Source organism: Paenibacillus sp. MMS18-CY102, assembly GCF_009789195.1.
GTDB lineage: Bacteria > Bacillota > Bacilli > Paenibacillales > Paenibacillaceae > Paenibacillus_T.
Map to the genome: position 1 here is coordinate 113,982 of NZ_WSTC01000005.1, position 23,177 is coordinate 137,158.

At 53.9% G+C, this 23,177-nt stretch carries 20 protein-coding genes; 1 reads left to right on the forward strand and 19 read right to left on the reverse strand.

The genetic code is table 11. The features are described from left to right. Positions 1-8: 8 nt before the first annotated feature. From GON22_RS05275 to GON22_RS05340, 14 genes are all read right to left on the reverse strand, one after another. A complete protein-coding gene (locus GON22_RS05275) occupies positions 9-980 on the reverse strand; it encodes a PhoH family protein (RefSeq protein WP_160395058.1) in 972 nt (323 codons plus the stop codon). A gap of 6 nt (positions 981-986) precedes the next feature. Beyond that, positions 987-2,180 (reverse strand): sporulation protein YqfD, encoded by a 1,194-nt coding sequence (yqfD, locus tag GON22_RS05280; RefSeq protein WP_160395059.1) that lies wholly within the window; start codon positions 2,178-2,180, stop codon positions 987-989. 64 nt (positions 2,181-2,244) lie between these two features. Beyond that, positions 2,245-2,526, reverse strand: coding sequence for a sporulation protein YqfC (yqfC, locus tag GON22_RS05285; protein WP_006036292.1), 282 nt, complete (start codon positions 2,524-2,526; stop codon positions 2,245-2,247). 145 nt (positions 2,527-2,671) lie between these two features. After that, a complete protein-coding gene (locus GON22_RS05290) occupies positions 2,672-3,166 on the reverse strand; it encodes a hypothetical protein (RefSeq protein ID WP_160395060.1) in 495 nt (164 codons plus the stop codon). A gap of 6 nt (positions 3,167-3,172) precedes the next feature. Then, positions 3,173-4,159, reverse strand: coding sequence for a flotillin-like protein FloA (gene floA / locus GON22_RS05295; protein WP_160395061.1), 987 nt, complete (start codon positions 4,157-4,159; stop codon positions 3,173-3,175). 4 nt (positions 4,160-4,163) lie between these two features. After that, positions 4,164-5,570, reverse strand: coding sequence for an NfeD family protein (locus tag GON22_RS05300; RefSeq protein ID WP_237179028.1), 1,407 nt, complete (start codon positions 5,568-5,570; stop codon positions 4,164-4,166). A gap of 135 nt (positions 5,571-5,705) precedes the next feature. After that, positions 5,706-6,149 carry a GatB/YqeY domain-containing protein gene (locus tag GON22_RS05305; RefSeq protein WP_160395062.1) on the reverse strand — a complete coding sequence of 148 codons (444 nt, stop codon included), beginning with the start codon at positions 6,147-6,149 and terminating at the stop codon, positions 5,706-5,708. Between the two features lie 15 nt (positions 6,150-6,164). Then, on the reverse strand, positions 6,165-6,338 hold the full coding sequence (rpsU, locus tag GON22_RS05310; protein WP_005547957.1) for a 30S ribosomal protein S21: 174 nt from the start codon (positions 6,336-6,338) through the stop codon (positions 6,165-6,167). A gap of 83 nt (positions 6,339-6,421) precedes the next feature. Then, complete coding sequence (locus GON22_RS05315) at positions 6,422-6,775, reverse strand: histidine triad nucleotide-binding protein (RefSeq protein ID WP_160395063.1); 354 nt, start codon at positions 6,773-6,775, stop codon at positions 6,422-6,424. A 161-nt stretch (positions 6,776-6,936) separates the two neighbouring features. Further along, positions 6,937-7,434 carry a hypothetical protein gene (locus GON22_RS25950; RefSeq protein WP_237179029.1) on the reverse strand — a complete coding sequence of 166 codons (498 nt, stop codon included), beginning with the start codon at positions 7,432-7,434 and terminating at the stop codon, positions 6,937-6,939. 122 nt (positions 7,435-7,556) lie between these two features. Then, complete coding sequence (locus tag GON22_RS05325) at positions 7,557-8,162, reverse strand: hypothetical protein (RefSeq protein ID WP_160395064.1); 606 nt, start codon at positions 8,160-8,162, stop codon at positions 7,557-7,559. A 40-nt stretch (positions 8,163-8,202) separates the two neighbouring features. After that, on the reverse strand, positions 8,203-12,285 hold the full coding sequence (gene addA / locus GON22_RS05330) for a helicase-exonuclease AddAB subunit AddA (RefSeq protein ID WP_160395065.1): 4,083 nt from the start codon (positions 12,283-12,285) through the stop codon (positions 8,203-8,205). Next, positions 12,282-15,899, reverse strand: coding sequence for a helicase-exonuclease AddAB subunit AddB (addB, locus tag GON22_RS05335; protein WP_160395066.1), 3,618 nt, complete (start codon positions 15,897-15,899; stop codon positions 12,282-12,284). The genes addA and addB overlap by 4 nt, the downstream gene beginning before the upstream one ends. A 120-nt stretch (positions 15,900-16,019) precedes the next feature. Further along, the gene (locus GON22_RS05340; RefSeq protein ID WP_160395067.1) at positions 16,020-17,408 is read right to left on the reverse strand and encodes a class I SAM-dependent rRNA methyltransferase; all 1,389 of its coding nucleotides are present in this window, start codon (positions 17,406-17,408) and stop codon (positions 16,020-16,022) included. Between the two features lie 702 nt (positions 17,409-18,110). On the opposite strand from GON22_RS05340, the gene GON22_RS05345 reads away from it, so the two are divergent. Continuing rightward, complete coding sequence (locus tag GON22_RS05345; RefSeq protein ID WP_160395068.1) at positions 18,111-19,088, forward strand: Na/Pi cotransporter family protein; 978 nt, start codon at positions 18,111-18,113, stop codon at positions 19,086-19,088. Here GON22_RS05345 and deoC read toward each other — a convergent pair. The 5 genes from deoC to GON22_RS05370 form a co-directional block, all read right to left on the reverse strand. Further along, positions 19,009-19,746, reverse strand: a complete 738-nt coding sequence (gene deoC, locus GON22_RS05350; protein ID WP_160395069.1) for a deoxyribose-phosphate aldolase — start codon at positions 19,744-19,746, stop codon at positions 19,009-19,011. The two genes, GON22_RS05345 and deoC, sit on opposite strands and share 80 nt — an antisense overlap. After that, entirely contained in the window at positions 19,739-20,179 is a 441-nt protein-coding gene (locus GON22_RS05355) for an NUDIX hydrolase (protein WP_160395070.1), read from the reverse strand. The genes deoC and GON22_RS05355 overlap by 8 nt, the downstream gene beginning before the upstream one ends. A gap of 73 nt (positions 20,180-20,252) precedes the next feature. After that, positions 20,253-21,647 (reverse strand): tRNA (N(6)-L-threonylcarbamoyladenosine(37)-C(2))-methylthiotransferase MtaB, encoded by a 1,395-nt coding sequence (gene mtaB / locus GON22_RS05360; RefSeq protein ID WP_160395071.1) that lies wholly within the window; start codon positions 21,645-21,647, stop codon positions 20,253-20,255. Positions 21,648-21,650: 3 nt separating this feature from the next. After that, positions 21,651-22,415, reverse strand: coding sequence for a 16S rRNA (uracil(1498)-N(3))-methyltransferase (locus GON22_RS05365; protein WP_160395072.1), 765 nt, complete (start codon positions 22,413-22,415; stop codon positions 21,651-21,653). Positions 22,416-22,463: 48 nt separating this feature from the next. Beyond that, positions 22,464-23,174 carry a site-2 protease family protein gene (locus GON22_RS05370; RefSeq protein ID WP_160395073.1) on the reverse strand — a complete coding sequence of 237 codons (711 nt, stop codon included), beginning with the start codon at positions 23,172-23,174 and terminating at the stop codon, positions 22,464-22,466. Between the last annotated feature and the right edge of the window lie 3 nt (positions 23,175-23,177).

Genomic DNA, 23,177 nt, shown 5'->3' on the forward strand with positions numbered 1-23,177 from the left:
AATCCTCTCTATGCTTGGTTTTCCGCGTCATGGTTGTAAGCCGTTATAATTTTTTGCACCAAGGTGTGGCGTACGACATCCTGCTCCGAGAAGGTAATGAATCCGATTTCGTCAATGCCCTGCAAAATACGCGACGCTTCAATCAGCCCAGATTTCTTGCCCCGAGGCAAGTCGATCTGCGTAACGTCGCCTGTAATAACCATCCGCGAGCCGAAGCCCAGCCGGGTTAAAAACATTTTCATTTGTTCAGGTGTCGTATTCTGGGCCTCGTCCAAAATAATAAACGAGTCATCCAGCGTACGCCCCCGCATATATGCGAGTGGAGCAACCTCAATCATGCCGCGCTCGAACAGCTTCGTCGTCTGTTCCAGCCCTAGCACATCATGCAAGGCATCGTATAACGGGCGCAGATAAGGGTCTACCTTCTCCTGCAGGTCGCCTGGAAGGAAGCCGAGATTCTCGCCTGCTTCTACGGCTGGGCGCGTAAGCATTATTTTCTTAACAGCGCCTTCTTTAAGCGATGCAACAGCCAAGACAACTGCCAGGTAGGTCTTGCCCGTTCCAGCAGGCCCAATCCCAAAGACGATGTCTTTCTTCTTGATCGTATGAATATAATGCCGCTGCCCAATCGTCTTAACCCGAATCGGTTTTCCTTTGTACGTTGTCGTAATCGTGTACGTCAGAAGGTCAAGCAATTGATCCGCTTGCATCTGCCGTGAGAGCTCAAGCGCATACGCCACGTCCCTCTCCGTTGGCGTAAAGCCGCCACGGATAAGCTGAAGCAGCACGCTAAATAGCTGCTCCAACGATTCAGCCTCTGCTGGCTCGCCTGTAATGACGATTTCCGCATCCCTCGACTGAATCGTAGCGTTCATTTGGCTTTCAATTAGCCGTAGGTACCGATCTTGGGGGCCGAATACAGCAAGTCCCTCAGCTGCGTTGCGCAGCGTTAATTTTACGATCTTCGTCTCATTGTGCAAATAGACTCATTCTCCTTGCGTGGGTACTAGTGGCATTTCTGCAACGATGGATTGCTCTACTTCCAAAAGCACTTTCAAATAAACTTTACCATTCTCCGTCTTTTCATGCAAAAGTTTTTCGGCTAGGATAACGGCATCCGACCCCGCTTTGGTCATCAAATCAGCTTTTGCTTGTTGAATTCCTTTGGAAATCGCTTCCTCTTTGGTTAGCACGCGCTCATCCAGGCGAACCTCCATTACCGTCTCCTTCAATCGGCCGACCGGAAGGTGCAGCCCTCGCCATGACGCCTTCTCTTCCAGCTGTACCGTTTCGAAAGTTGCAAACGGGCTGTCGCCGAAGCCGCTTACCTGTAGCGCACGGCCGCCTACGACGAGATGCCATTTGATTTTGGAGTCCCCTGTATATACTTTAACCTTTTCTGTCAAAGGAGAAACGATCGTATATTCATGCCAAACCAAACCCCGCACCTTGCCTTTGGCGACCACGGTCTGCGTATCCGTTTCGCCGCCAATCGTGCCTGAAATAAGAATGTCGCCTTTCTGAACGCGCATATTGCGCTTTACAACGGGCCTTCCTGTATCCGCTTGAATCTCCGTTATAACCGCATCGGCTGATGCGATAAGGTGGCGCGGATTCAGCAGCAGCTTTGCTTCTGGTTTCGTGGACTCCACTACACTGATGACGATTGAAGTGCCTCGCTTCTGGACACCTACCCACGCTGCATCCGGCAACCGCGCCGACAGCCGCTTGGCGAGCACGGCAGGGTCCTCCAGCTTGAACGACCATTGGAGCTGATGGATGCCTTCTGCTTCAGCCGCATGCAATATCTCTTCATCCGAAATATGAATATTCCCCTTTACTTGAACGCTCCAGACAAGCGAGGAGAGCACGTACATGCCAACGAGGAAAATAAGCAGCCCAACGCCAAAAAACACGCGGCGGCGAAGCTTAACGCCCCAGAAGGGCAGCCCCTCGCGCCCCACGACATGGACACGGCAGCTCGTCCGCTTCAAATATGGGCGCATCCGGAAAAAATGGTTTACCGTCGTCTCAAACTCCAGTTCGCCCCCGCTTGTCCGGCGAATGGACCAAAGCTCCAATCCACCCGCAAGCGCGCGGTTCACAAACGATTCTGGCTGGTCGCCGCGCACCTGCACCGTCACGATCCCTCTCATCCAATGCATCCAAGTTCCTTTCACGCCGCCCTCTCCTCTCTTAACCCCCGATAGCGAACCGGCAGGTTCGCCGGTCCAGCTAGCCGCCTTACATGCCGTGCACTTCGATATGTTTAATGACGCCTTCCACGAACACTTCCTCCGTCCAGATCGTCCGGATGATAAGATTCGCTCCCGTCACTTCCAGCTCGCCCTTGCTAAGCGCCAATCGCAGCCGATCGCTTGAGAAATGAAGCACTCCGCGATGGTTCTCGATGTATAACTGCCGGTCACCGATCATCGTCAGACGGGGAAGGTCGTAAACGACATCCTGTGGCAGCTCTAACAAATCGGCCGTTAACTTTTGTAATTTACGGTTCATGCGGCGCATCTGATTCCCGTTCCCCCTTCCCGTACTTTACCAAATTATGCAGCAGCCCCTCGGATTATGAAGCGAATTAAAAAGCCCGTGCGGATGAGGATCGCAAGATCCAACATCAACACGGGCTTAAGCGGTACAATTATCCGTTATCCGTTTATCGGCGAAACGGGCGTTTCGCTCTAGGCGGCCCTAGTATCTCGGACCAAAGGATTGCCTGCCTTACATTCTCGAGAGTCGGCTTCAGCTCATCTTGGCTTTCCCCTAACGAATTGGCAAGCTCGGCAGGCTCAGCAGCAGGCGACAAGTGCGACGGGCGCCCTGTAGGGGCGCTAGTTCGCTGAACAGGCAGTGCCGCAGCAACGCCAACAGCAACTGTTGCTGGCACTGCCGGCACTTCAACAATCGTCTGCTGCCGCATTTGCGGCTGAGCCTCAGCGAGCGGTTGGGCTTCAGTCGGACGGCGGTCAACCTGAACCGGCCGTTCAGGCCGCTCGCTTCTTGCTGGATGCTGATTGCCATTGCCAAATTCCGGCATCCTCCAGTTTTTCCCTTTGTTCTTGCCGCTCTTGTTAAAGATCGAGAACAAAAAGCCTAGGACGACCACGACGATGTAAATGTTATGCAGGAGAAACGAAATTAAATCTTCCATCATGCGTTACGCCTTATCGCCTGGTTGTGAATCCGGTTTGCCGATAGAACTGCGCATATGCGTATCCGCCTCAATATTTTTCATGTTCATATAGTCCATTACGCCTAACTTGCCGTTCTTAAGTGCTTCTGCCATCGCAAGCGGGACCTGGGATTCCGATTCCACTACGCGTGCACGCATCTCTACGACCTTCGCTTTCATCTCTTGCTCTTGTGCTACAGCCATCGCACGGCGCTCTTCCGCTTTTGCCTGTGCAATTCGTTTATCCGCTTCGGCTTGCTCCGTCTGCAGATGCGCACCGATGTTTTTGCCAACATCGACATCCGCAATATCAATCGACAAAATTTCGAATGCAGTGCCCGCATCCAGCCCTTTGCCAAGAACAGTGCGCGAGATCAAATCCGGATTTTCCAATACATCCTTATGGGAATTAGATGAGCCCACCGTCGTAACGATACCCTCGCCTACGCGAGCGATAATCGTCTCTTCGCCGGCGCCGCCGACAAGCCGTTCTATGTTCGCACGAACCGTTACGCGCGCTTTAACCTTTACTTCAATGCCATCCTTCGCTACAGCTGCAACGATCGGCGTCTCGATGACACGAGGGTTTACGCTCATCTGTACCGCTTGCAAAACATCTCGGCCCGCCAAATCGATCGCAGCCGCCCGCTCGAATACGAGCGGGATATTTGCCCGCTGCGCTGCAATGAGCGCATTAACTACACGGTCTACGTTGCCACCGGCAAGAAAATGGCTTTCCAACTGATTAATCGTTAACCCCAGTCCTGCCTTCGTCGCCTTAATAAGCGGATTGACAATTCGGCTCGGTACGACGCGGCGAAGCCGCATCGCTACTAGCGTAATAATGCTTATGCGGACGCCTGACGCGAGCGCTGAAACCCATAGCATGATAGGGAAAAAACTGAGAAAGATGGACAGCAGAATGACAGCGACAACAGCAATAACTAAAAAGGTGACGACTTGCGGCTCCATGATTTTAAACCCCTCCGTTTGGATTAGATGTGTGGGATACCGGTTTTACAACAATCCGGGTCCCTTCAGTAAGTACAACTTCTACGGCTACGCCAGCAGCGATAAACTGCCCATCCGTAACGACATCGACACGCTCGCCATTCAACTCAACTGCCCCAGCTGGCCGAAGCGGCGTTAGCGTCACTCCTCGCTGCCCGATTAACGATACGCGCGAGGGGCTAGATACATACCCTTCTTCAGTTGACAGCTTATCGCGCAAAATAAATTTGTTCCAAATCCCGCGATGGCTGTATTTCTTCGCAATCACATACACGATGATTGCAGCCAACACGAATGCGATAAGTAGCGCATACAAGGCAACAATCGCACTTTGCGCTGCAGTAACGACACCTGCGATTAACCCGATGGCTCCGAGCGCGCCAAGTATGCCGAAGCTTGGAATAAATAACTCAAGCACGAGCAGCACGACACCCACAATAAAGAGCAGCACCGATTCCCTGCCAGCAAAGCCTGCGATGTAATGCCCCGTAAAAAACAGCACAAATGAGATAATGCCGATGATGCCCGGAATCCCGAAGCCCGGAAGCAGCATCTCCAGCGCGATGCCTGCGATGCCTAGCACCAGCAGCACCGTGATGGCGACTGGCGAAGTTAGCCAGCCTGAGATCCGTTCCGCTGTAGATGGCGAGACCTCAATGACCGAACGTTCATTAAGGCCGAGCCACTTCAGCGTCTCATCAACATTCAGGGCAAGATGCTCTGTGTAGCCGGCTTTCAGCGCTTCTGACGCGGTCAACGTAACGATATCGCCTTTCTCCTTCGTCCGCCCAATTGCAGCCAATTCGATTCTAGCATTCACATCCGTCATCGCAGCTGCATAATTTGGATCACGGCCATGAAGACGAGCCGCTTCCATCATCTCGCCCGTCCAGAAGGACACAGTCTTCGGATTATCGATCAGCTCGCCTGAACCATTCACTACAGCTGCCGCCCCAATTGTACTGCCCGGTTGCATGACGATTTGTTCAGCATTCAGTGCGATATATGTACCGGCTGATACCGCTTTCCCTTCAACGAACACCGTAGTCGGCACCTTGCTTGTTTTAATTAGGCCACCGATCTCCTCCGCGCTATCCACGCGGCCGCCATACGTATTCAAGACTAGAACAACACGTTCCGCATGCGCCTCCTCTGCTTCCTTGTACGCACGTTCCAAGAAAGACTGAAGCCCCGCTTGCACCGTTTGCTTCGCATGAATGACATATACAGCGCCCCCTGCAGCGGGAGCTGGCTTCGTCTCTGCATGCACAACCGTTACCAACAACAATGGAAATAGCATTAAAGGCAGCAGCACGGCCGCCAATAACCGGCTAAACGGCACCATGAATAACCTCTTGCCTAGTTGGATCAAAATGTATCCCCCTTCGTGGCATTGTATCCATCCATACGCATATTTTACCATTACGTTGCGCTTTCTGCCTCATGGAAGTGAAGGCAAAGAAAAAACACTCCCTAAACTAGGGAGTGTTAGTTGTCCGTACGAATGCTATTGCAATGATTGTTGCACAATCGTGTTTACTAGTTTACCGTCCGCTCGCCCTTTTACCTTCGGCAAGAGAGCGCTCATGACTTTTCCCATCTCGGCTTTTGAAGAAGCACCGGTTTCCTGGATGGCCTGCAGTACAATTGACTTGATTTCTACTTCTGTCAGCTGCTCGGGAAGGTATACACCAATAATATCGATTTCTGCGGCAACAGTTGTTGCAAGATCGTCGCGGCCCGCTTTCTCAAATTCTTGGAGGGAATCTTTACGTTGTTTGATCTCCCGACTCAGTATATCAAGCACTTCGCTATCCTCCAAAGGACGCTTCAAATCAATCTCCACGTTCTTGACGGAAGCACGAATCATGCGAATCGTTGTAAGCTTGAACTTGTCCTGATTCTTCATCGCTTGCTTCATATCGTCGTTCAATCGATCGCTAAGGTTCATTGTGGAATGATCCTCCTAAAACTTTCTTTTACGCGCAGCCTCGGACTTCTTCTTGCGTTTCACGCTAGGCTTCTCGTAATGCTTGCGTTTCTTAACCTCAGCAAGAACGCCGTCCTTCGCGATGGAGCGCTTGAAGCGGCGGAGTGCAGCATCGATTGTCTCATTTTTGCGAACTTTCGTTTCAGACACCAGTTTTCCCTCCCTCCGAAACAGACCGTCCAGAGAATTTCACCGTAATCAAATTTCATTATAGATGATAAGGAAAGGCAGTGTCAACTTGCAGTGTGCGAAACAATTGATCCCAGTTTCTTACCGCCCAGCAAGTGGAAGTGAAGGTGGCTAACCTCCATGCCGCTATCCTCATTGCAGTTGTTCACAAGACGGTAGCCAGATTCAGCAATGCCAAGCTCTTTGGCGATTTGGCGGGCAGCAACGAACAGCTCAGCAATGGCTGCATCGTCAGTTCCTGCCTCCACCTCATTCATTGTATCGATATGCTTCTTAGGAACGATAACAACATGGACAGGCGCTTGTGGCGCGATGTCGTGGAACGCGACAACCGTTTCGCTTTCATACGCTTTGCGCGATGGCAGCTCACCTTGGATTATTTTACAGAAAATACACATCACTCAAACACCCTTTCCCTCGCCTATTCGGCAATTGGTTGCCTCTATCATAATCCAAATGAGGAACGCCCGTCCAATCCGAGACGCCAAAAAAGCGCCAAGCTTCCTGCCGCTCTAGAACGGAGGTTGCGAAGCGCTATCAGGAACCTCTATGCAGAGGTTTAATAAAACGGAAGCAGCGACAAGCCGACAAGTGCAGCAAGAGGCAGCGTCTGGCGAATGAAACGGCGCCTTGGATAGTATGGGTATGGATAAAATGGCGCACCGACCGGCCCCCCAAATGGACCGCCAAACGGGCTAAATGGGCCAAATCCGCGCGAATCAACCATCACAACGCCACATGGCACCGCTAAACATACAAATTCGTCATCGATATGCTCGACGATCCCATCCGTACACCAGCCATTATACGTCCGCGCTAATACATAACGATGCATATGGTGCTTGCACCAATGCTTCATCTCCGTTTTGTCCGCTGCTGCCGGTGCTGTAACCTCAGGCTTTACAGGCATTGGCAAAGGCATCGGCATTACTGCCGTCGGCGTTTTGCCGGCCGTGCTTTGCTTTCCAGTTGCAGCAGGCTTCACCGATGCGCCTGGCTTCGCTGCCGCGTCCGTTTTGAGCGGCGATAGTTTCTGAATCGTTTTGCCTAGCTCCATACAGAATCACCCTCCTGTCTCCTACACTGTATGCAGAATTGGGCAATCGGCTACTGCTGGGATAGGCTTTTATCCGAAACATTCCGTCGCAGTTCATGCTGTAGTCCCACTACTACACAAATTTACAGCTTCGCACTCGACAGGTCGATAATTTGCTGCAGCTTCTGGCCGATCTCTACCCAGCTTCCTCCACTTTGGGTGGACATCGCCACCATTTTATCCTTGGGATCCAAGCCAAATGGCTCCAGTATCGCACTTAACTGCTTATACTGTTCCGACATTGCCGCTACATATTGCTTTTCCTTCTCGGTCAATGCTCCTGCATGCGATCCCACAGCAGCAAGCGAACGCTCTGCATCAGCTACAAATGCTTCCGGCGCTTGAATGGCAGGCTTATGCGGCGGCAGTGTACGCGACTCTGCTGCTTCGATAAATGCTGGAAGCTGTGATGCAAATTGGAATGCTTGCCCCAGTGCAAACATCACCGTTGTCCGGTCCGCCGCATCTGCCGAAGCTGCGAGTTGCTCTAACGAAGCCGCCACCAGCTGGACATGCTGCTTGGCTTCAAGCCCAGCTGTGATGATTTCTTCGCCTTGCGCCCGCTTCCCATCTTGCCCATTCTGAAGCTTAAGCGAATATAAAAGCACGTTGCCAATCAGGCAGAATGTAAGGAGCACCAGCAAAATTGGCACTGTAAAAGATCTTTTCTTCGTCGTTTCCTTCTGCACGTTCAATGTCCTCCGATCAAGTCTAGCTATCCTTGGTATTTCATCGCAGCCGAACGGATACGCCTCCACTTAGAAAATGGACATGGCATTCCTGTATCGGTTTGCCGATCGACAGTTCCAGCGCTTCTGCGTAGACGTCGAGCTGGAAGCGATGGCGCTCAGCCGCTTCATCCCACTTGCCGCCATAGACTTGGTCTGTCTTATAATCGAGCAGCACAATGCCCCCCTCATCCTCAAACAAGCAGTCGACGACACCTTGGATGAGAATGGGTTCGTCCTCCCCAGCGGCGGGCTTCTGCCCATAAATGCGGGAAGCTGGCAGCGCGCAACTGAACGGCAGCTCGCGCATCACCCATTGCGCAGCCAGCAAGCGGCGCCCGACCGCGCTCTCGAAGAAGCTGCATACCGCCGGCAGATCAATGGCTGCGGCTTGCTTCGCAGTCATAATGTGCCTTGCGATAAGGCCATCCCGTGTCTCCTGCAGCACATCAATATCGATTGGAACGTTCAACGGAATATGCTGCATGAACAAATGGTTGGCCGTCCCTCGTTCCGCAGCTGTCAACGCGCGTTCCTCCATAAACCGGGGTCGGCGAAGCCTGAATGTATACGCGGCAGTAGCGTCGGCAGGCGCTGATGCAGCCTCGTTAAGCCCCCGAGTGCCGTATGGTTGATCGTCCAGCATTGGCGCGAACGCTGTCGTATCCGCATCGGCATACATGCGCTCCTCGCGTTCTGTATGCAGCCGTTTCATTTCGGTTACGGAAGTTTTGGCAGGAATGGCCGTAGACGCCGAATGCGCATACTCCCACGACAGCAACCGGCTCACTTCGCCCACTGCATCAGAAGGCTCCATGACGGCCACTTCCGCGATAGCGGCAAGCCGCTCCTTCACTTCCTGTTCCCGCTCACCCTCAGTTGCCTCAGCGCTTACTGCTGCTTCATCAACAAATAATGCGGCAGGCAAGACCCCGAATTGCCAGCCTTGCAGCGGCAAAACGGCAGCGGCTGATGCTGTTGCTGTTGCTGTTGCTGTTGCTGTTGCTGTTGCTGTTGCTGTTGCTGGGCTTTCAGGCTTTGCCAGCTCGCCTATGCCTCCTGATAGCCCGTCCGCTGGGAAACCATCGGCAGCGGGCTGATGCGCGCTATCCAGCGCCTCAGCGCCCTCAGCATGTATGGCTGTCAGCATCCCGCTGCCAACAGCAAGCGGGCCAACCCAGTCCAAATATGCACGCGCGGCAGCAAGGCGGTCATCCGATAGCCGCCCTTCCAAGTCGGCAGCTCCGTCCCAGCTCGCTAGCTTGGCTTCTGCATCCGCAACCGAGCCGATTAGGATCATTTTCTCCTTCGGTCTCGTTACCGCTACGTATAACACCCGCATCTCCTCCGCAAGCAATTCCATCCGCATGCGGCGGCCAATGGCCAAATAAGGCAACGTAGGATAGCTTACGCGAAGCTCTGCATCGATGAATTTTGGACCATAGCCCAGCTCTTTATGAAGCAAGAAAGGTGCGTTCAAATCTTGCATGTTGAACATTTTGCCAAGACCGGCTACAAACACGACCGGAAACTCCAGCCCCTTGCTCTTATGAATTGACATAATCCGAACGACATCCTCTTGCTCGCCTAACGCTCTAGCTGAGCCCAGATCGCCGCCTGTGTCGCGCATGCGCTCAATGAACCGCAAGAAGCGGAACAGCCCCCGGAAGGAGGTCGCCTCGTACTGCCTGGCGCGGTCCATCAGCGCCCGCAGGTTCGCCTGCCGTTGTGCGCCTCCTGGCAGCCCCCCAACGAAGTCATAGTAGCCCGTATCGCGGTAGAGCAGCGCCAGCAGCTCAATAAGCGAGCCACGGCGGGCAAGCTCCCGCCATCCATCCAACTGGTCCAGGAAGCGCTCCAGCTTCATTTGAATGCCTTCTGGCATTCCTGCGGCCGTTGTAGCGGCATGTCGAATCGCTTCATAGAAGCTGCCGCTTCGCAAAGCAATGCGCACTTTCGCCAGCTCTTCGGCCGTTAACCCAAAAACTGGTGACCGCAAGGCGCCAGCAAGCGGGATATCCTGGTAAGGGTTGTCGATGATACGCAGCAGCGACATCATGACTTCCACCTCAGTCGCATCAAAATATCCAGTGCCTAGCTCCGCATAGGCCGGAATATTGAACCCTTGCAGCTCCTCGATCATAATCGGGGCCCATTGCTGCGTAGCGCGAAGCAGGATGACGATATCGCGGAACTGGAGCGGCCGTGTTTCTTTCCGCCTGCCATCCCATACCGGATACCCCTCATCCATTAGCTCACGAATGCGCCTAGCGATCACGCGTGCTTCAAGCTGTGCCGTCTGGAGCTCGGCTGCTTCCATCGCAGGAGCGGCGCCGTCCCCTTCACCTCCAGCTTCCTCGTCAGTTGGCATCTCACTGGCGTCTGCTGCATTGGCTTCGCTTGTGCCCTTGCGGTCCACAAGCACCAGCTCCGCAGCGAATCGATTCAGCTTATCGGGCGAAGGGTAGGATGCGCCGCATACAAGCTCGGCACGCTCGTCATACTCGAGCTCGCCAACCGACTCCCGCATAACCGCCCGGAATATGCCATTAACGCCGTCGACAACTTCCTGCCGGCTGCGGAAATTGCGCGCTAAGTCAATGCGGACGCCAGATTGCGCCAAGCTGGATACAGGCGAACTGCCTGCACCTGCACCTTCGCCTGAGCCTACAACGATCTGGTCCGCAGGAACATAGGTCTTATATTTGGTGAGGAATAAGTTCGGCTCGGCTAATCGAAACCGGTAAATGCTCTGCTTCACATCGCCAACCATAAATCGGTTATCAGGCCGTGCAATAAGCGTAACAATCGCTTCTTGCACCGTATTCGTATCTTGGTACTCATCCAACAGGATTTCGACGAATCGTTGTTGGTATTCCAACGCTGCTGCGGATGGCCTCTCTTGCTCTGGCGACGAATCGGCAGCCCTTAGGATGCGCAGGCAGCTATGCTCAAGGTCACTGAAATCGAGCAGGCCTTTCTCCCGCTTCAGCTCATCATATCGATTGCCGAATGCAATAACGAGCTCAGACAGGGCATCCATCAACGGCGCAAGCTCGTCCAGATCTTCGCGAAGCTGCTCCTGCGTTCGGCGGAACCACTTGTCGGCCAATCCAGCGATAAGTGCCTTCGCTTTGTCGCGCAAATCCTTCGCTCGTTCTTGCAATTGCTTGTCGTATTCATCACCGCGCATTGCCTTCAGGCGGCCAAATGAAACGCCTGCGAACGCCTCCGGCCACAGCTCCCACGGCTCGGCAGCAACAACGGCCATCAATTGCGCTACAACTTTCCTATCTTCATCGAACGTAACCCCATATGGCGCTGGCCCCGCTGGAAGCCGGGTTAACGCAAGTGCTTGCTCTAACAGGCCTGCTGCGCCCTGGAGCGCCAGATGGACATCCGACCGAGCGGCTTCCACCCAATCGGTATCGCTTAGCGGGACATTAGCCGGCAAATGAAATTTAGCCGCTGTCGCACGCAGCCAATGTTCCGGCCACGGATTGCTTCTCGAGAAATCATACAGCTTCTGGACAAGCCGATACAGCGGCTCGTCGCCGCGTTCTCCGCCGTACCGCTCTGCAAGCTTGAAAAACTCGCCGCTGTCCGTATCTTCGCCTGCATATTTGCGCTCAAACAATTCATCTAGCGCATCCATGCGAAGCAGTTCACTCTCCGTCTCTCCTGCCATCCGAAAGCCTGGATCAAGCCCGATTAACGGATAGTAGCTTCGAATTACTTCCAGGCAGAACGAGTGTAGCGTCGTAATGGAGGAACGGTTAATTAAAGCCAGCTGCCTGCGCAAATGCTCCGATTCCGAATCCCGGGCTAGCGCGCCTTCCAGCGCGATCCGCACCCGCTCCTTCATCTCGGACGCCGCAGCCTTCGTAAATGTCGCAACTAGCAGACGGTCCACATCGGTGTCCGCCGAAATTTTGCGAATAATGCGTTCGACCAACACCGCCGTCTTGCCTGAGCCCGCAGCGGCAGCCACTAATACATCGCCGCCTTCAGCCGATACAGCACGCCATTGGTCATCAGTCCAGGACGCGCCTTCCGGCTTCGGGCTAAACGTTACTCCTGTCATGGGCGTCCGTCCCTCCTCGTCATGAATGCTTCTGCTGTAGCTGCCATCGCGCTGCCCATATGATCCTCTGCAGCCTCTCCCTCGCCTGCATCCAGCATGCGCCAAATATCATCCTTCGCCGGTTTAGGCAGCTTTACATAGTCATTCCCATCAAACAGCGGATCAAATTGGCAGACGGGCTTGTACGAGCAGAACGTGCATGGCGATTTGCCTCCTAGCCGATATGGCGATATGGCAACTGTTCCGCAGCCAATCGCGCCGCCGATCTGCCCGATCGTACGCCGTACCGTTTTGCGAAGCGTATCCCATCCGTCTTCGGGCACAACCGATGAGGAGCTGTAAAAGGAGCCATCTTTCTTGAGCGCCAACGGCAGCACCTCGGAGTGGCCGGATTCCAGCTCGCCATCCATTAAGCGAACAATCTGCTCATCCGCGACAAGCAAGCCTTTCGTCTTGAATTTCTTCAACCGGAGCTTGCGCGCTTCGGCAGGCGGAATGCCCCCCGATGCTTGAAGCAGCGGATTATGCACATGGAAATACAGCACGCCTGCCGGCTTCACATCCCGGCCAAGCCAGCTCGATCCGTGTGTCAGGATGACATCCAGATACGTGAGCATTTGGAGCGACAGCCCGAACGCAACCTCTTCTAAACGCAAGCTTGTAGCGCTCGACTTATAGTCAAGAACGCGCAGCAGCAAGCCATCCTCGGTCTCTGCGGCATCCACGCGGTCGATCCGGCCGACCAGTTCCACCTCTCCGCCTTCCGGCAGCGGCACAATGAGCGAAGGCAGCGTGCCCTCAGGGCCAAAATCGACCTCAAGCCCAACGGGATGGAACGCTGCACGGCGCGCATGGTCGCCAAGCATGCTAGCCGCCTGCGATATGATCGCTTTCAACCGGCCGAGCATAAACCGATGGCGGCCGCTGCTGAGCAATATCTCCGATTGCAGCCTTGGCGCAAGCTCGTCCACAATTTCGGATGCAACAGTTGCCGCTTGTTCATCCGTCACGGCACCCCATCGGCGGCCGAATTTATCTGCTACGCGGCTAAGCGCAGCATGGAACAGCTGGCCGATGTCTGGCGCCGCAATCCGATAAACGGCACGTTCTTGCAGCTTTAATCCATAGGACGCAAAATGTTGGAACGGACAGGACACAAACCGTTCCATTCGCGAGACACTGGCACGCAGCCGTTCCCCGTACAGCTTGGTAGCCGTCTCAGGTGGCAATGGAGGCTCCTCGTTACGGTAATCGAGCGACGCCGTGCGACGCCGCAACGCTTCCTGCCACTCTGGCCTAATGGCGTACCAGCTGAATACATCCCACCAAAGCGGATCGATTGCCGTTCCTTGCCGCCATTCCCGCAGCTTTGCAATCAAATGCGGCAAGGCAGCAGTTGGGCGTGTAACGTACGAGAGCTGCTCCATCTGGCTCATCGCGGCAAGCGGATCGCTTTGAATGCCCTGCTCTATTAATGCAGGAAACATCGTACGCAAATGGCGAATAAGCTCGGATGGATGCAAGCTTTTCCCTTCCTCATCGGCAATCGCATAGCTGACCCATAGGTGGCGGCTCGGGGCTGACAGCGCGTTGTAGATCATGAACCTTTCATCCAACAATCGCCGCCTCACGCTCGGGGCAAGCTGGAGTCCAGCATCTGCAAGCATGTCGCGCTCTTGCTCCGTCAGCACGCCATCCTCTTGCATGCGCATCGGGAGCACGCCGTCGTTAGCTCCCAGCACATAACAGATTTTCACATCGCCAGAACGGGTCCGGTCAACACTGCCGATCAACACTTGATCCAAGGAAGGCGGGACCGAAGCTAGCTTCAAGCTGTCTAGGCCAGTCGTTATCATCCCTGCAAAAAGCTCCGGGCTTAGCGGTTCATCTCCTGTCATCTCGACCAATTGGTCGAGCAGCGCCATGACGCTATCCCACAGCTGGCGGTGCGACCTTGACTGGCGCACGCGGCCAGCCTCTGCATCAACATGGCTCCAGCGCTCTAACCGGTCCGCCGCCCCAGCTTGGTCCAGCAGCACAAACAGTGCTTCGCACATCGCCCTTACATCCTGTGCGCCTTGAAGGGAATCGCTGAATTGGCGCAGTGGCGCCACGAGCGCTTCCCTCGCTTCCAGCACAACTTGGAACCGTTCCAGCTCCGTGCGGGTCGCTTCTGCCGCTTCCGCTTGCTCAAGCGACTCGCGAACGAGCGGCCTCCAGCTTTTGATATCTAGCCAACGCCAGCCGTCTATGCCGGCTGCTAAAGCATAATTTTCAAGCAAGTCAAACGACTCGCGCTTTAGCCTCGAACCAGCATGTTCACTAGGGAAAAGAAGCTCTGTTTTCATACAGCGGAATACGGCGTCATACTTCCAGCCGTGCAGCACCGTTTCTAACGAAGAACGGATAAACTCAACCAAAGGATGATGGGAAGCGGTACGCTTTTGGTCCAAGAAATAAGGAATGTGATAATCATGCATAAGGTCGGTCAAATAATCGGTATAATCGGTTGCATTCCGCACCATAATCGCCATGTCACGCCATCGGCAGCCTTCCTCCCGCGCACGGCGAACCATATCGCGAACGGCCGCTTCGGCTTCTGCCCGGCGGTTAGGCGCTGCATGCAGCGAAATTTGCCCTTCCGGATGAAGCGGATCGAACATGGAAGGCGAAGCATCTGCCATCGGGCGGCGGACAGCATAATATCGCTCAACATGCGCCAATGCTGCGCTTTGGGCGAATCTCGGCAAGCGCGGCATAGCCTCGTCCAACGATTGGACCGATGCAATGTCCACGCCCCCTGCCTCAGCCAGCTCCCTTAACCGAATATAGGTTTGGGCTGACGGATGGAACAGCTCCAGCTCATGGGGGCGGTCTCCGCCCTCGTAAGGGCGATCCAGCGTCAGGTTTACGGTTACATTCGCTGCTGAACCAATAATGGCAGCTAACGCCTCATATTCCTTCGGCGTAAAACCGTGAAACCCATCGATCCATATTTCAGCTTTATGCAAAGACGGGCTTAATGCGTAGCCCCGCGCCAGATAGGTTAAATAATCTTCTGCATCCGCATAGAGATGTGCCGTCTCCAGTTCCATTGCCTCATAAAGCAGCCGCAAATCATGAAGCTTACGGGCAAGCAGCGGCGACGCCGCTCCGCCTTTATCAGGGCCGTCGTTTCCGAACAGCTCAGCTAAGCGGCCATTCTCAACGCCATACCGTTTCCACTCGGTCAGCAGCTCGCCTAACCGCTCGATAAAGCCAGGCTGGCCACCGGCACCTTGAAAAAGGCGCAGCTCAGGCTCAAGCCGATGCATGAGCTTGTATAACAGCATATTTTTGCCGTTCTCATCGATTGGCACCAGTGCCGTCCCGCCTGTTTCCTGCATGACGCGAAACGCCAAACGCCGGAAGCTTAGCGCCTGTGCGCGTATCGTGCCCCGCCGGCTCCCTTCTTCCCGCAGCAGCTCATACTCGGTCTGGAACGTCGCCTGCTCGGGAACGAGCATAATAAGCGGCGGTCCATCCGGATTCGACTGCAGCTTGGCGCGAATTTCGTCGAGGCTATGCCGTGTTTTCCCCGCCCCGGAGCGGCCAAGAACAAACTTTAGCGCCATGGATCGCACCTCCATTTCATTACGATTCGATCATTTCTTAAGTGACTCCATTCTAACATAAAACCACAAAAACAGCCTCCAAGCCGTCGTCACGACGCCGGCCTGAAGGCTGTTTTTCGCTTATCGCCGGCTTTGCACTTCGAAGATTGCAAACTTCAAATAATGCCCTTCGCTGACGCCGAGCAGCTGCGGGTGATCCTTGCCAGCCGCGCGCCATTCCACGAGCCGCAGCAGCTTGCCCGCATCGCGCGCCGCCTCCTGAATCGTCTCCAAGAACAGCTCCGGTTTCATATGGTAAGAGCAGCTCGCTGTCACCAGATAGCCGCCATCATTTACCAGTTTCATGCCGTGCAGGTTAATATCTTTATAGCCGCGCACCGCACCGCTCACAGCGCCGCGCGTCTTCGTAAACGCCGGAGGATCGAGGACGACAACATCCCATGTCCGGCCGCCGCCTGCTTGCAGCTTTTTGGACGTGTCGACCTTGCGCCCTTCCTCTTGGTTAACCGCTGCGCGGGCGAGGCGGTCGTCTACGCCCTTCGCCTGTTGGCGCAAGTAGTCGAATGCATCCGCCACGACAAACTCTACCCGATCGTCGAATCCGTTGCGTGCAACGTTTCGGCGAGCTGTATCGATCGCATGCTCCGAAATATCGAGGCATGTTACTTTTTTCGCGCCGTATTTGCAAGCATGAAGCGTGAAGCTGCCCGTGTGCGCGAAGCATTCCAACACCGTTGCCCCATCCCAGTAAGGGAAGGTCACTTCCTTGCCATTCGCATTTACAGGGACGATCTCCATAATTTCCGTGTCCTCTGCCGGACGCTCTTCGAGGCGGATGCCGCTGCGTCCTCCCCAGCCTTTCATGAGCGGCTCGATGGAAGCACGATTCTCGCGCTGATCGAAGAAATAGCCTGTTTTCTGGCCTTCTACGATGTCCACTTCCATTTTTAGCCCATTTTCACTGATTTCCACAATACGAGGGCAATCGCCATACAAGACGCCAGTCTTCTGATCAAGCCCTTCAAGCGAGCGAACGCCGACATCGCTCCGCTCGTAGATGCCGATTGGCTGGAACACCTCTACAAGCGCACGAACGATGAGATCGCGCCTTACATCCATTCCGAGCGACAAAATCTGGATAACGAGCACATCACCGAACCGGTCAACGACTAAGCCGGATAGAAAGTCTGCTTCTCCATACACCAGGCGGCAGTCACGGTCAGCAACGAATCGGTTGCGATGCGACTGGCAATGGCGGAACCGTTCGACGAAGAATGCCTCGTCCATCGTAACGCTCGGCTCATATCCGACGATACGAACTGTAATTTGCGATGCCGGATTCCAAAATCCGCTCGCTAAATATTTGCCTTGGTGATTGGCCACATCCACCATATCCCCCGGCTGTGCCTCTCCATCCATCCGGTCAATCTCGCTGGCATACACCCACGGGTGCCCATCCTCCAGCCGTTTCTTCCGGTTCCGCTGCAAAATAATCGTTGGCCGCTTCATTCCATCCGTCCCTTTCCACTTCGAATTGTATTTAATAAGTCATGATTGTTTCGCTAGGGGCATCGTATGCCCGTCATTCTTGTCCGCTCAGCCGCATATGGATGAAGATGCCGGATACAATCGTCTGCATGCGCTCCAGCTCATCCAGTTCGTCCGCGATGTTCTTTCAGCGCGTGGCGCTTGACGCATAGCGTAAGACGCATGACTCCTGGCGCGTGACAGCGCATCGTGCATCGCGCCTGCATCAATCAACATCAACCACTAACGGACCTTATAGCCACTACGGGGAATCGCTGCCGTTTGTAATTCTAACGGACTCCAGCGCCGTTATTTCCCTCTAAAGGCGCTGTTTGTAACTGTAACGGACTCCACGGCCCTTATTCAGCACATTTGCAGGCACAATGCGGCGATTTTGCTTATATAACGCCTCCTGGGTCCGTTACAGCAGAAAAATGGCTGTTTTCGGCCATATAACGTCTCCTCAGTCCGTTAGAGCACGAACGCGGACGCGGTCACTCCAGTGGCCCCGGAAGTCACTCAGCATCCATTGCTCACACCGCATGGGCAGCATCCATTGGGAGGGAAAACACACGTTGGTTTTCTCAAATGCCGTGGAGTGAGGGTGACATTACCGTTCAGATGCGATTGCTCGAATCTATACGTTTATAACGACAACGACCATCTCCTGAAAGGAGCTATCTTATGTTCCATTCCATTATTGGCCCTGTCCTTCTTGGATTTGCAATCTTCATGGCAGGCATGAAGCTAATGGAGCTCGCGCTTAGCCGTTGGGCGGGGCCTTATCTCGCTGCCATTCTCCGCCGATTCACTGCAACACCGCTACACGGGCTGCTAACGGGTACCGCAACAACGGCGGTGCTGCAGAGCAGCACCGCCGTTACCGTTCTATCCATCGGCCTTGTGAATGCAGGCCTCCTAACGTTTCCTCGCACACTCGGCATCGTGCTGGGCACGAATATCGGCACTTGCCTCACCACCGAGCTTATCGGCTTGCAGCTCGGAAGATTGGGCATGCCTCTGCTGCTTGGCGCAGCTGCTGCATGGCTGTTGACAGCCATGCTGGGCGAAATGCGCGTACTCGCATGGCGGCGTGTTGAACCGCTCTTAATGCCACTAAGGCTCTTGTCAGTCGTCGCCATCGGCTTCGCACTAATTCTAATCGGCATAACGACGATGCAATCGATTGGCCCTTCCTTGCAAGCAAGCGGCATGTTCGAATGGTTTCTCAATCGCGCGCACTCGAGCGTGCTCTGGGGCATCGTTGCAGGAACGTTATTGACAGCCGCTATCCATAGCAGTGCAGCAGTCATTGGCATTATCATGGGGCTCGCTTCCATCGGCGCCATGCCGATCGAGATAAGCATTGCCATCGTGCTGGGCGCAAACGTCGGTACCTGCTTCACCGCTATACTCGCTGCAATCAGCGCCACGCAGGCGGGCAGATATGTAGCTCTCTCGCACATCGTTTTAAACGTTGCAGGTGCGCTATTGTTCTTGCCGCTAATTCCACTGCTCTCCACCCTAACGGCCAGCATGTCCTCTGAGCCTTCCGCTCAAATCGCGCATGCCCAAACGATCTTTAATATAGTGTGTTCGTTGCTTGCCCTGCCGCTGTGTTATCTCCCGATTGCCCGGAAGCCAACGCTCCAGCAGCTGTAACGATCGCAATGCCAGCACTCGTGCCTAAGCGGTTAGCTCCAGCATTGAGCATCTGAACAGCGGTTTCCCGGTCCCGAATGCCCCCAGATGCTTTAACCCCTATGCCAGGCGTTACAGCAGCTCGCATCAGCTTGATGTCTCGCTCCGTTGCTCCACCGATTCCGAAGCCGGTTGACGTTTTCACGTAATGGGCGCCAGCCGCTTCCGCGACGCGGCATGCTTCAGATTTTTGCTCATCGGTGAGCATGCCGGACTCGATAATAACTTTAACGATTGCTTTGCCGTCTACAGCGCGGACAACAGCTCCAATATCGTATGCGACCACGCCATAACGCCCCTCAATTAATGCACCAATCGGCAGTACCATATCGATCTCAGCTGCACCGTCCTCTACTGCGGCATCTGCTTCTGCTGCTTTGATCTTCGTTGACATCGCGCCGAGCGGAAATCCGACAACCGCACTAACAGCTACATTCGAACCGGTGAGCTGCTCCTTGCAAAAGGACACCCACGAACCGTTTACGCAAACGCTGTAAAATTGGTGCAACACAGCTTCTTGGCATAGCTTCTCAAGGTCCGCGCTAACCGCACCAGGCTTAAGGAGCGTATGGTCGATAAACTGTGCGATATTTTTATCGGGCGTCCATAACTCAGGCATGTCCTTCAGCCTCTATGCCCAGCAGCTTTAATGCACCTGCGACAATTCGATCATTGTTATCATAGCCTGAAGCCCGTTGTTTCCGCCAAGCTTCCTCTGGCGAAAACCAATCCACGCCTCGAATCTCTTCGACTTGAGGCTGCAGGGATCCGCCGACTGCCTCGACCAAATAATAATGAACCTCTTTATCCACCAATCCTTTGGCTTCATGCCGGTATTGATATTTGATCTGATCGATTGGCGAGATGATCGTGCCGATCATCCCTGTCTCCTCGACGATCTCTCTTAATGCGGTTTGCTCCACGGTTTCGCCTGGCTCCATCTTCCCTTTAGGCAGCGACACTTTGCCATAGCGATCCTGAATAAGTTGTATTTGAAGCACATTCTCCTCGGTGCGGCGATAGACGACGCCTCCGGCCGATATTTCTTTCATGCTCGGCACTCCTCTCAGGTTTATCGAGTGATATTCATGTCGCAACAAGCCCGATGGGCTACGTGCAATTGTATTATTGTGCCTTAGCTACAGCTTCGGCTGGCGCAGCATTGCCCGCGAGCCCATGGCGTGCCGCAGCTGTATCCGATTCAAGAACACGTACAAGCTGCCCGCGGCATTCGTTCACGCCTGCTTCCGTAATTTTGACCCGGCATAGCTGGCCAATGAGCGCTTCGGAACCATCAAATACAACCTGCAAATAGTTGCCGGAATATCCCATGACAAGCCCTGTGCCTGGCGCCCCTTTATAATCGCGTTCAGGGATGACGTCAACCACTTCGCCTACCCATGGCTTCGCGTAATCAAGCTGCATTTTCTCAGAGAGATCGATCAGCTTGTGCACGCGCTCATTTTTCACTTCCTCGTCCACTTGGTCCTCCATCCGCGCGGCAGGAGTACCTGTTCGCTTGGAATAAGGGAACACATGCATTTCCGAGAAGCCGATTTCCTGCATGAACCGATACCCTTCTTCGAACATCTCATCCGTTTCGCCAGGGAAGCCGACGATCACGTCTGTCGTAATGGCTACGCCAGGCATTGCGCGGTGCAGCATCTTCACTTTCTCAGCAAACTCAGCTGTCGTGTACTTGCGGCGCATCCGTTTGAGCACGGCATCCTCGCCCGCTTGAAGCGGAATGTGCAGATGGCGGCACATTTTGGTCGAGCGATTAAGAACATCGATCATTTTCTCGTCAATTTGGCTTGCTTCGATCGAACTGATCCGAATGCGCTCCAAGCCTTCGACTTTATCCAAATCCCACAGCAGGTCAGACAAACGGTAGTTCTCCAAATCATCGCCGTATCCGCCGGTATGAATACCTGTCAGGACGATTTCTTTGTAGCCCGCTTCAACTAACTGCTCAGCTTGCGCAATAACGCTCTTCGGATCGCGGCTGCGCGACAGCCCGCGTGACCAAGGGATAATGCAGAAGGTGCAGAAGTTGTTGCAGCCTTCTTGTATTTTGAGGAAAGCACGCGTCCGTTCCGCAAAGTCAGGCACATCTAGTTCCTCGAACTCACGTGTTTTCATTATGTTTCGTACGGCATTCACTGGCTGGCGATCCTGTTGAATCTGGCTGACGTAACCGAGAAGCTTGTCACGGTCCTGTGTGCCAATAACGAGATCGACTCCTGGAATCTCCATAATTTCAGCAGGCGAGGTTTGCGCGTAGCAGCCCGTTACCGCGACTACGGCATCTGGATTCCGGCGTATTGCACGGCGGATGATTTGGCGGCTCTTCTTATCGCCAGTATTCGTTACCGTACACGTGTTTATGATATATACGTCAGCCGTCCGTTCTTCAAAATCGACTTGCTCGTAGCCGTCGTTCTTGAACAGCTGCCACATCGCTTCCGTATCGTAAAAATTAACTTTGCAGCCCAAGGTGTAAAATGCGACTGATGGCATCGTTTAATTTCCTCCCATTTCTCCGGATTCGTACAGCAGCGCAGCCAAAGCGACCAAGCCAGCTGTTTCCGTACGCAATATGCGTTTGCCAAGCCCGACAACTACAGCGCCTGCACTTCTAGCATCTGCCGCTTCGCTGTCTGTGAAACCGCCCTCTGGCCCCACAATAACAAGCACGTGAGCATCAGGCCGGGCTGCGATAGGACGAACCGCATCACGCAGGCCAGGGCCCGAGCCGGAGCGCCCTTCTTCCTCATAGCAAAAGAGCACCAAGTCGTACTCCCCAATGCTGCCAACAAGCTGCTTCCAGCTTGCGGGCTTCGCGATGGCAGGGATTCGACTGCGATGCGCTTGTTCTGCCGCTTCTTTAGCAATTTTTTGCCAGCGCTCCAATCGCTTAGCTTCCTTCTTTGCGTCATACTGGACGATCATTCGCTCGGATTCGAACGGCACGAATGAATACGCACCAATTTCTGTTCCCTTTTGAATAATCAATTCCATCTTGTCGCCTTTAGGCAAGCTTTGCGCAATTGTGATCTGCCAAGCAGGCTCTCGATCTCCTGCCAGCTTCTCAACAATATCCGCTTCAATGCAATCGGTAGCGATGGATGTCGCCTTCGCGATTGCCTCGCGTCCGGCGCCATCGCTTACTATGAATGAATCGCCGCTGCGCATTCGCATGACGCGCGCCGCATGATGGGCATCGTCGCCCAGCAGCGTAACGGTCGTCTCATCGAATTGGCTAGCCGGCACAAAATATCTCTGCATCGCTCATACCTACTCTTTACGAAAATTCAACCCTCATCTTATCATGATTTATCGCCTAAAATCTATGATGATCTGGTTCCAGTCCAATTCCTTCGTGAATACGCGATCGCATACGGAAACAATATACCAAAAGATATCCCCTTGGAAACTCAAGATCGGATCGAGCGTAACAGCACGCAGCGGCGGAATAAATACGAGCAGCAGGAAAATGAACATTCCCCATTGCACATTCTGTTCCATCTTATAGCGCAGCTGATAAGGTACCAGGTTCGTAATAATGCGGTAGCCATCCAACGGGGGCAGCGGGATCAGATTGAAAATAAACAGCAGGAGATTCATGGTAATTAAATAAAAGAAGAAATGGACAAGTGCCGAATATACGCCCTCGGAGCCTGCATGCAATAATCCCGTTTCATTCAATCCATAGACGAATACAATGCCAACTGCAGCGATCACTAAATTGCTCACCGGCCCTGCGGCCGTCACGATAATGCTCATCACTTTCGGATGCTTAAACCGGTTCGGATTCACCGGTACCGGCTTCGCCCATCCGAAGCCAGCGATAATGATCAGCAGCGTGCCAAGAAAATCAAGGTGGACGCGCGGATTAAGCGTTACGCGCCCTTCGTTATATGCGGTCATATCCCCGAATTTATATGCTGTATAAGCATGTGCAAATTCGTGTACCGTGAATGCAATGATAAGCGTCAAAATGATAAACGGAAAATCTTCGAGCGGAAACCACACGAAATTTTGCATCTC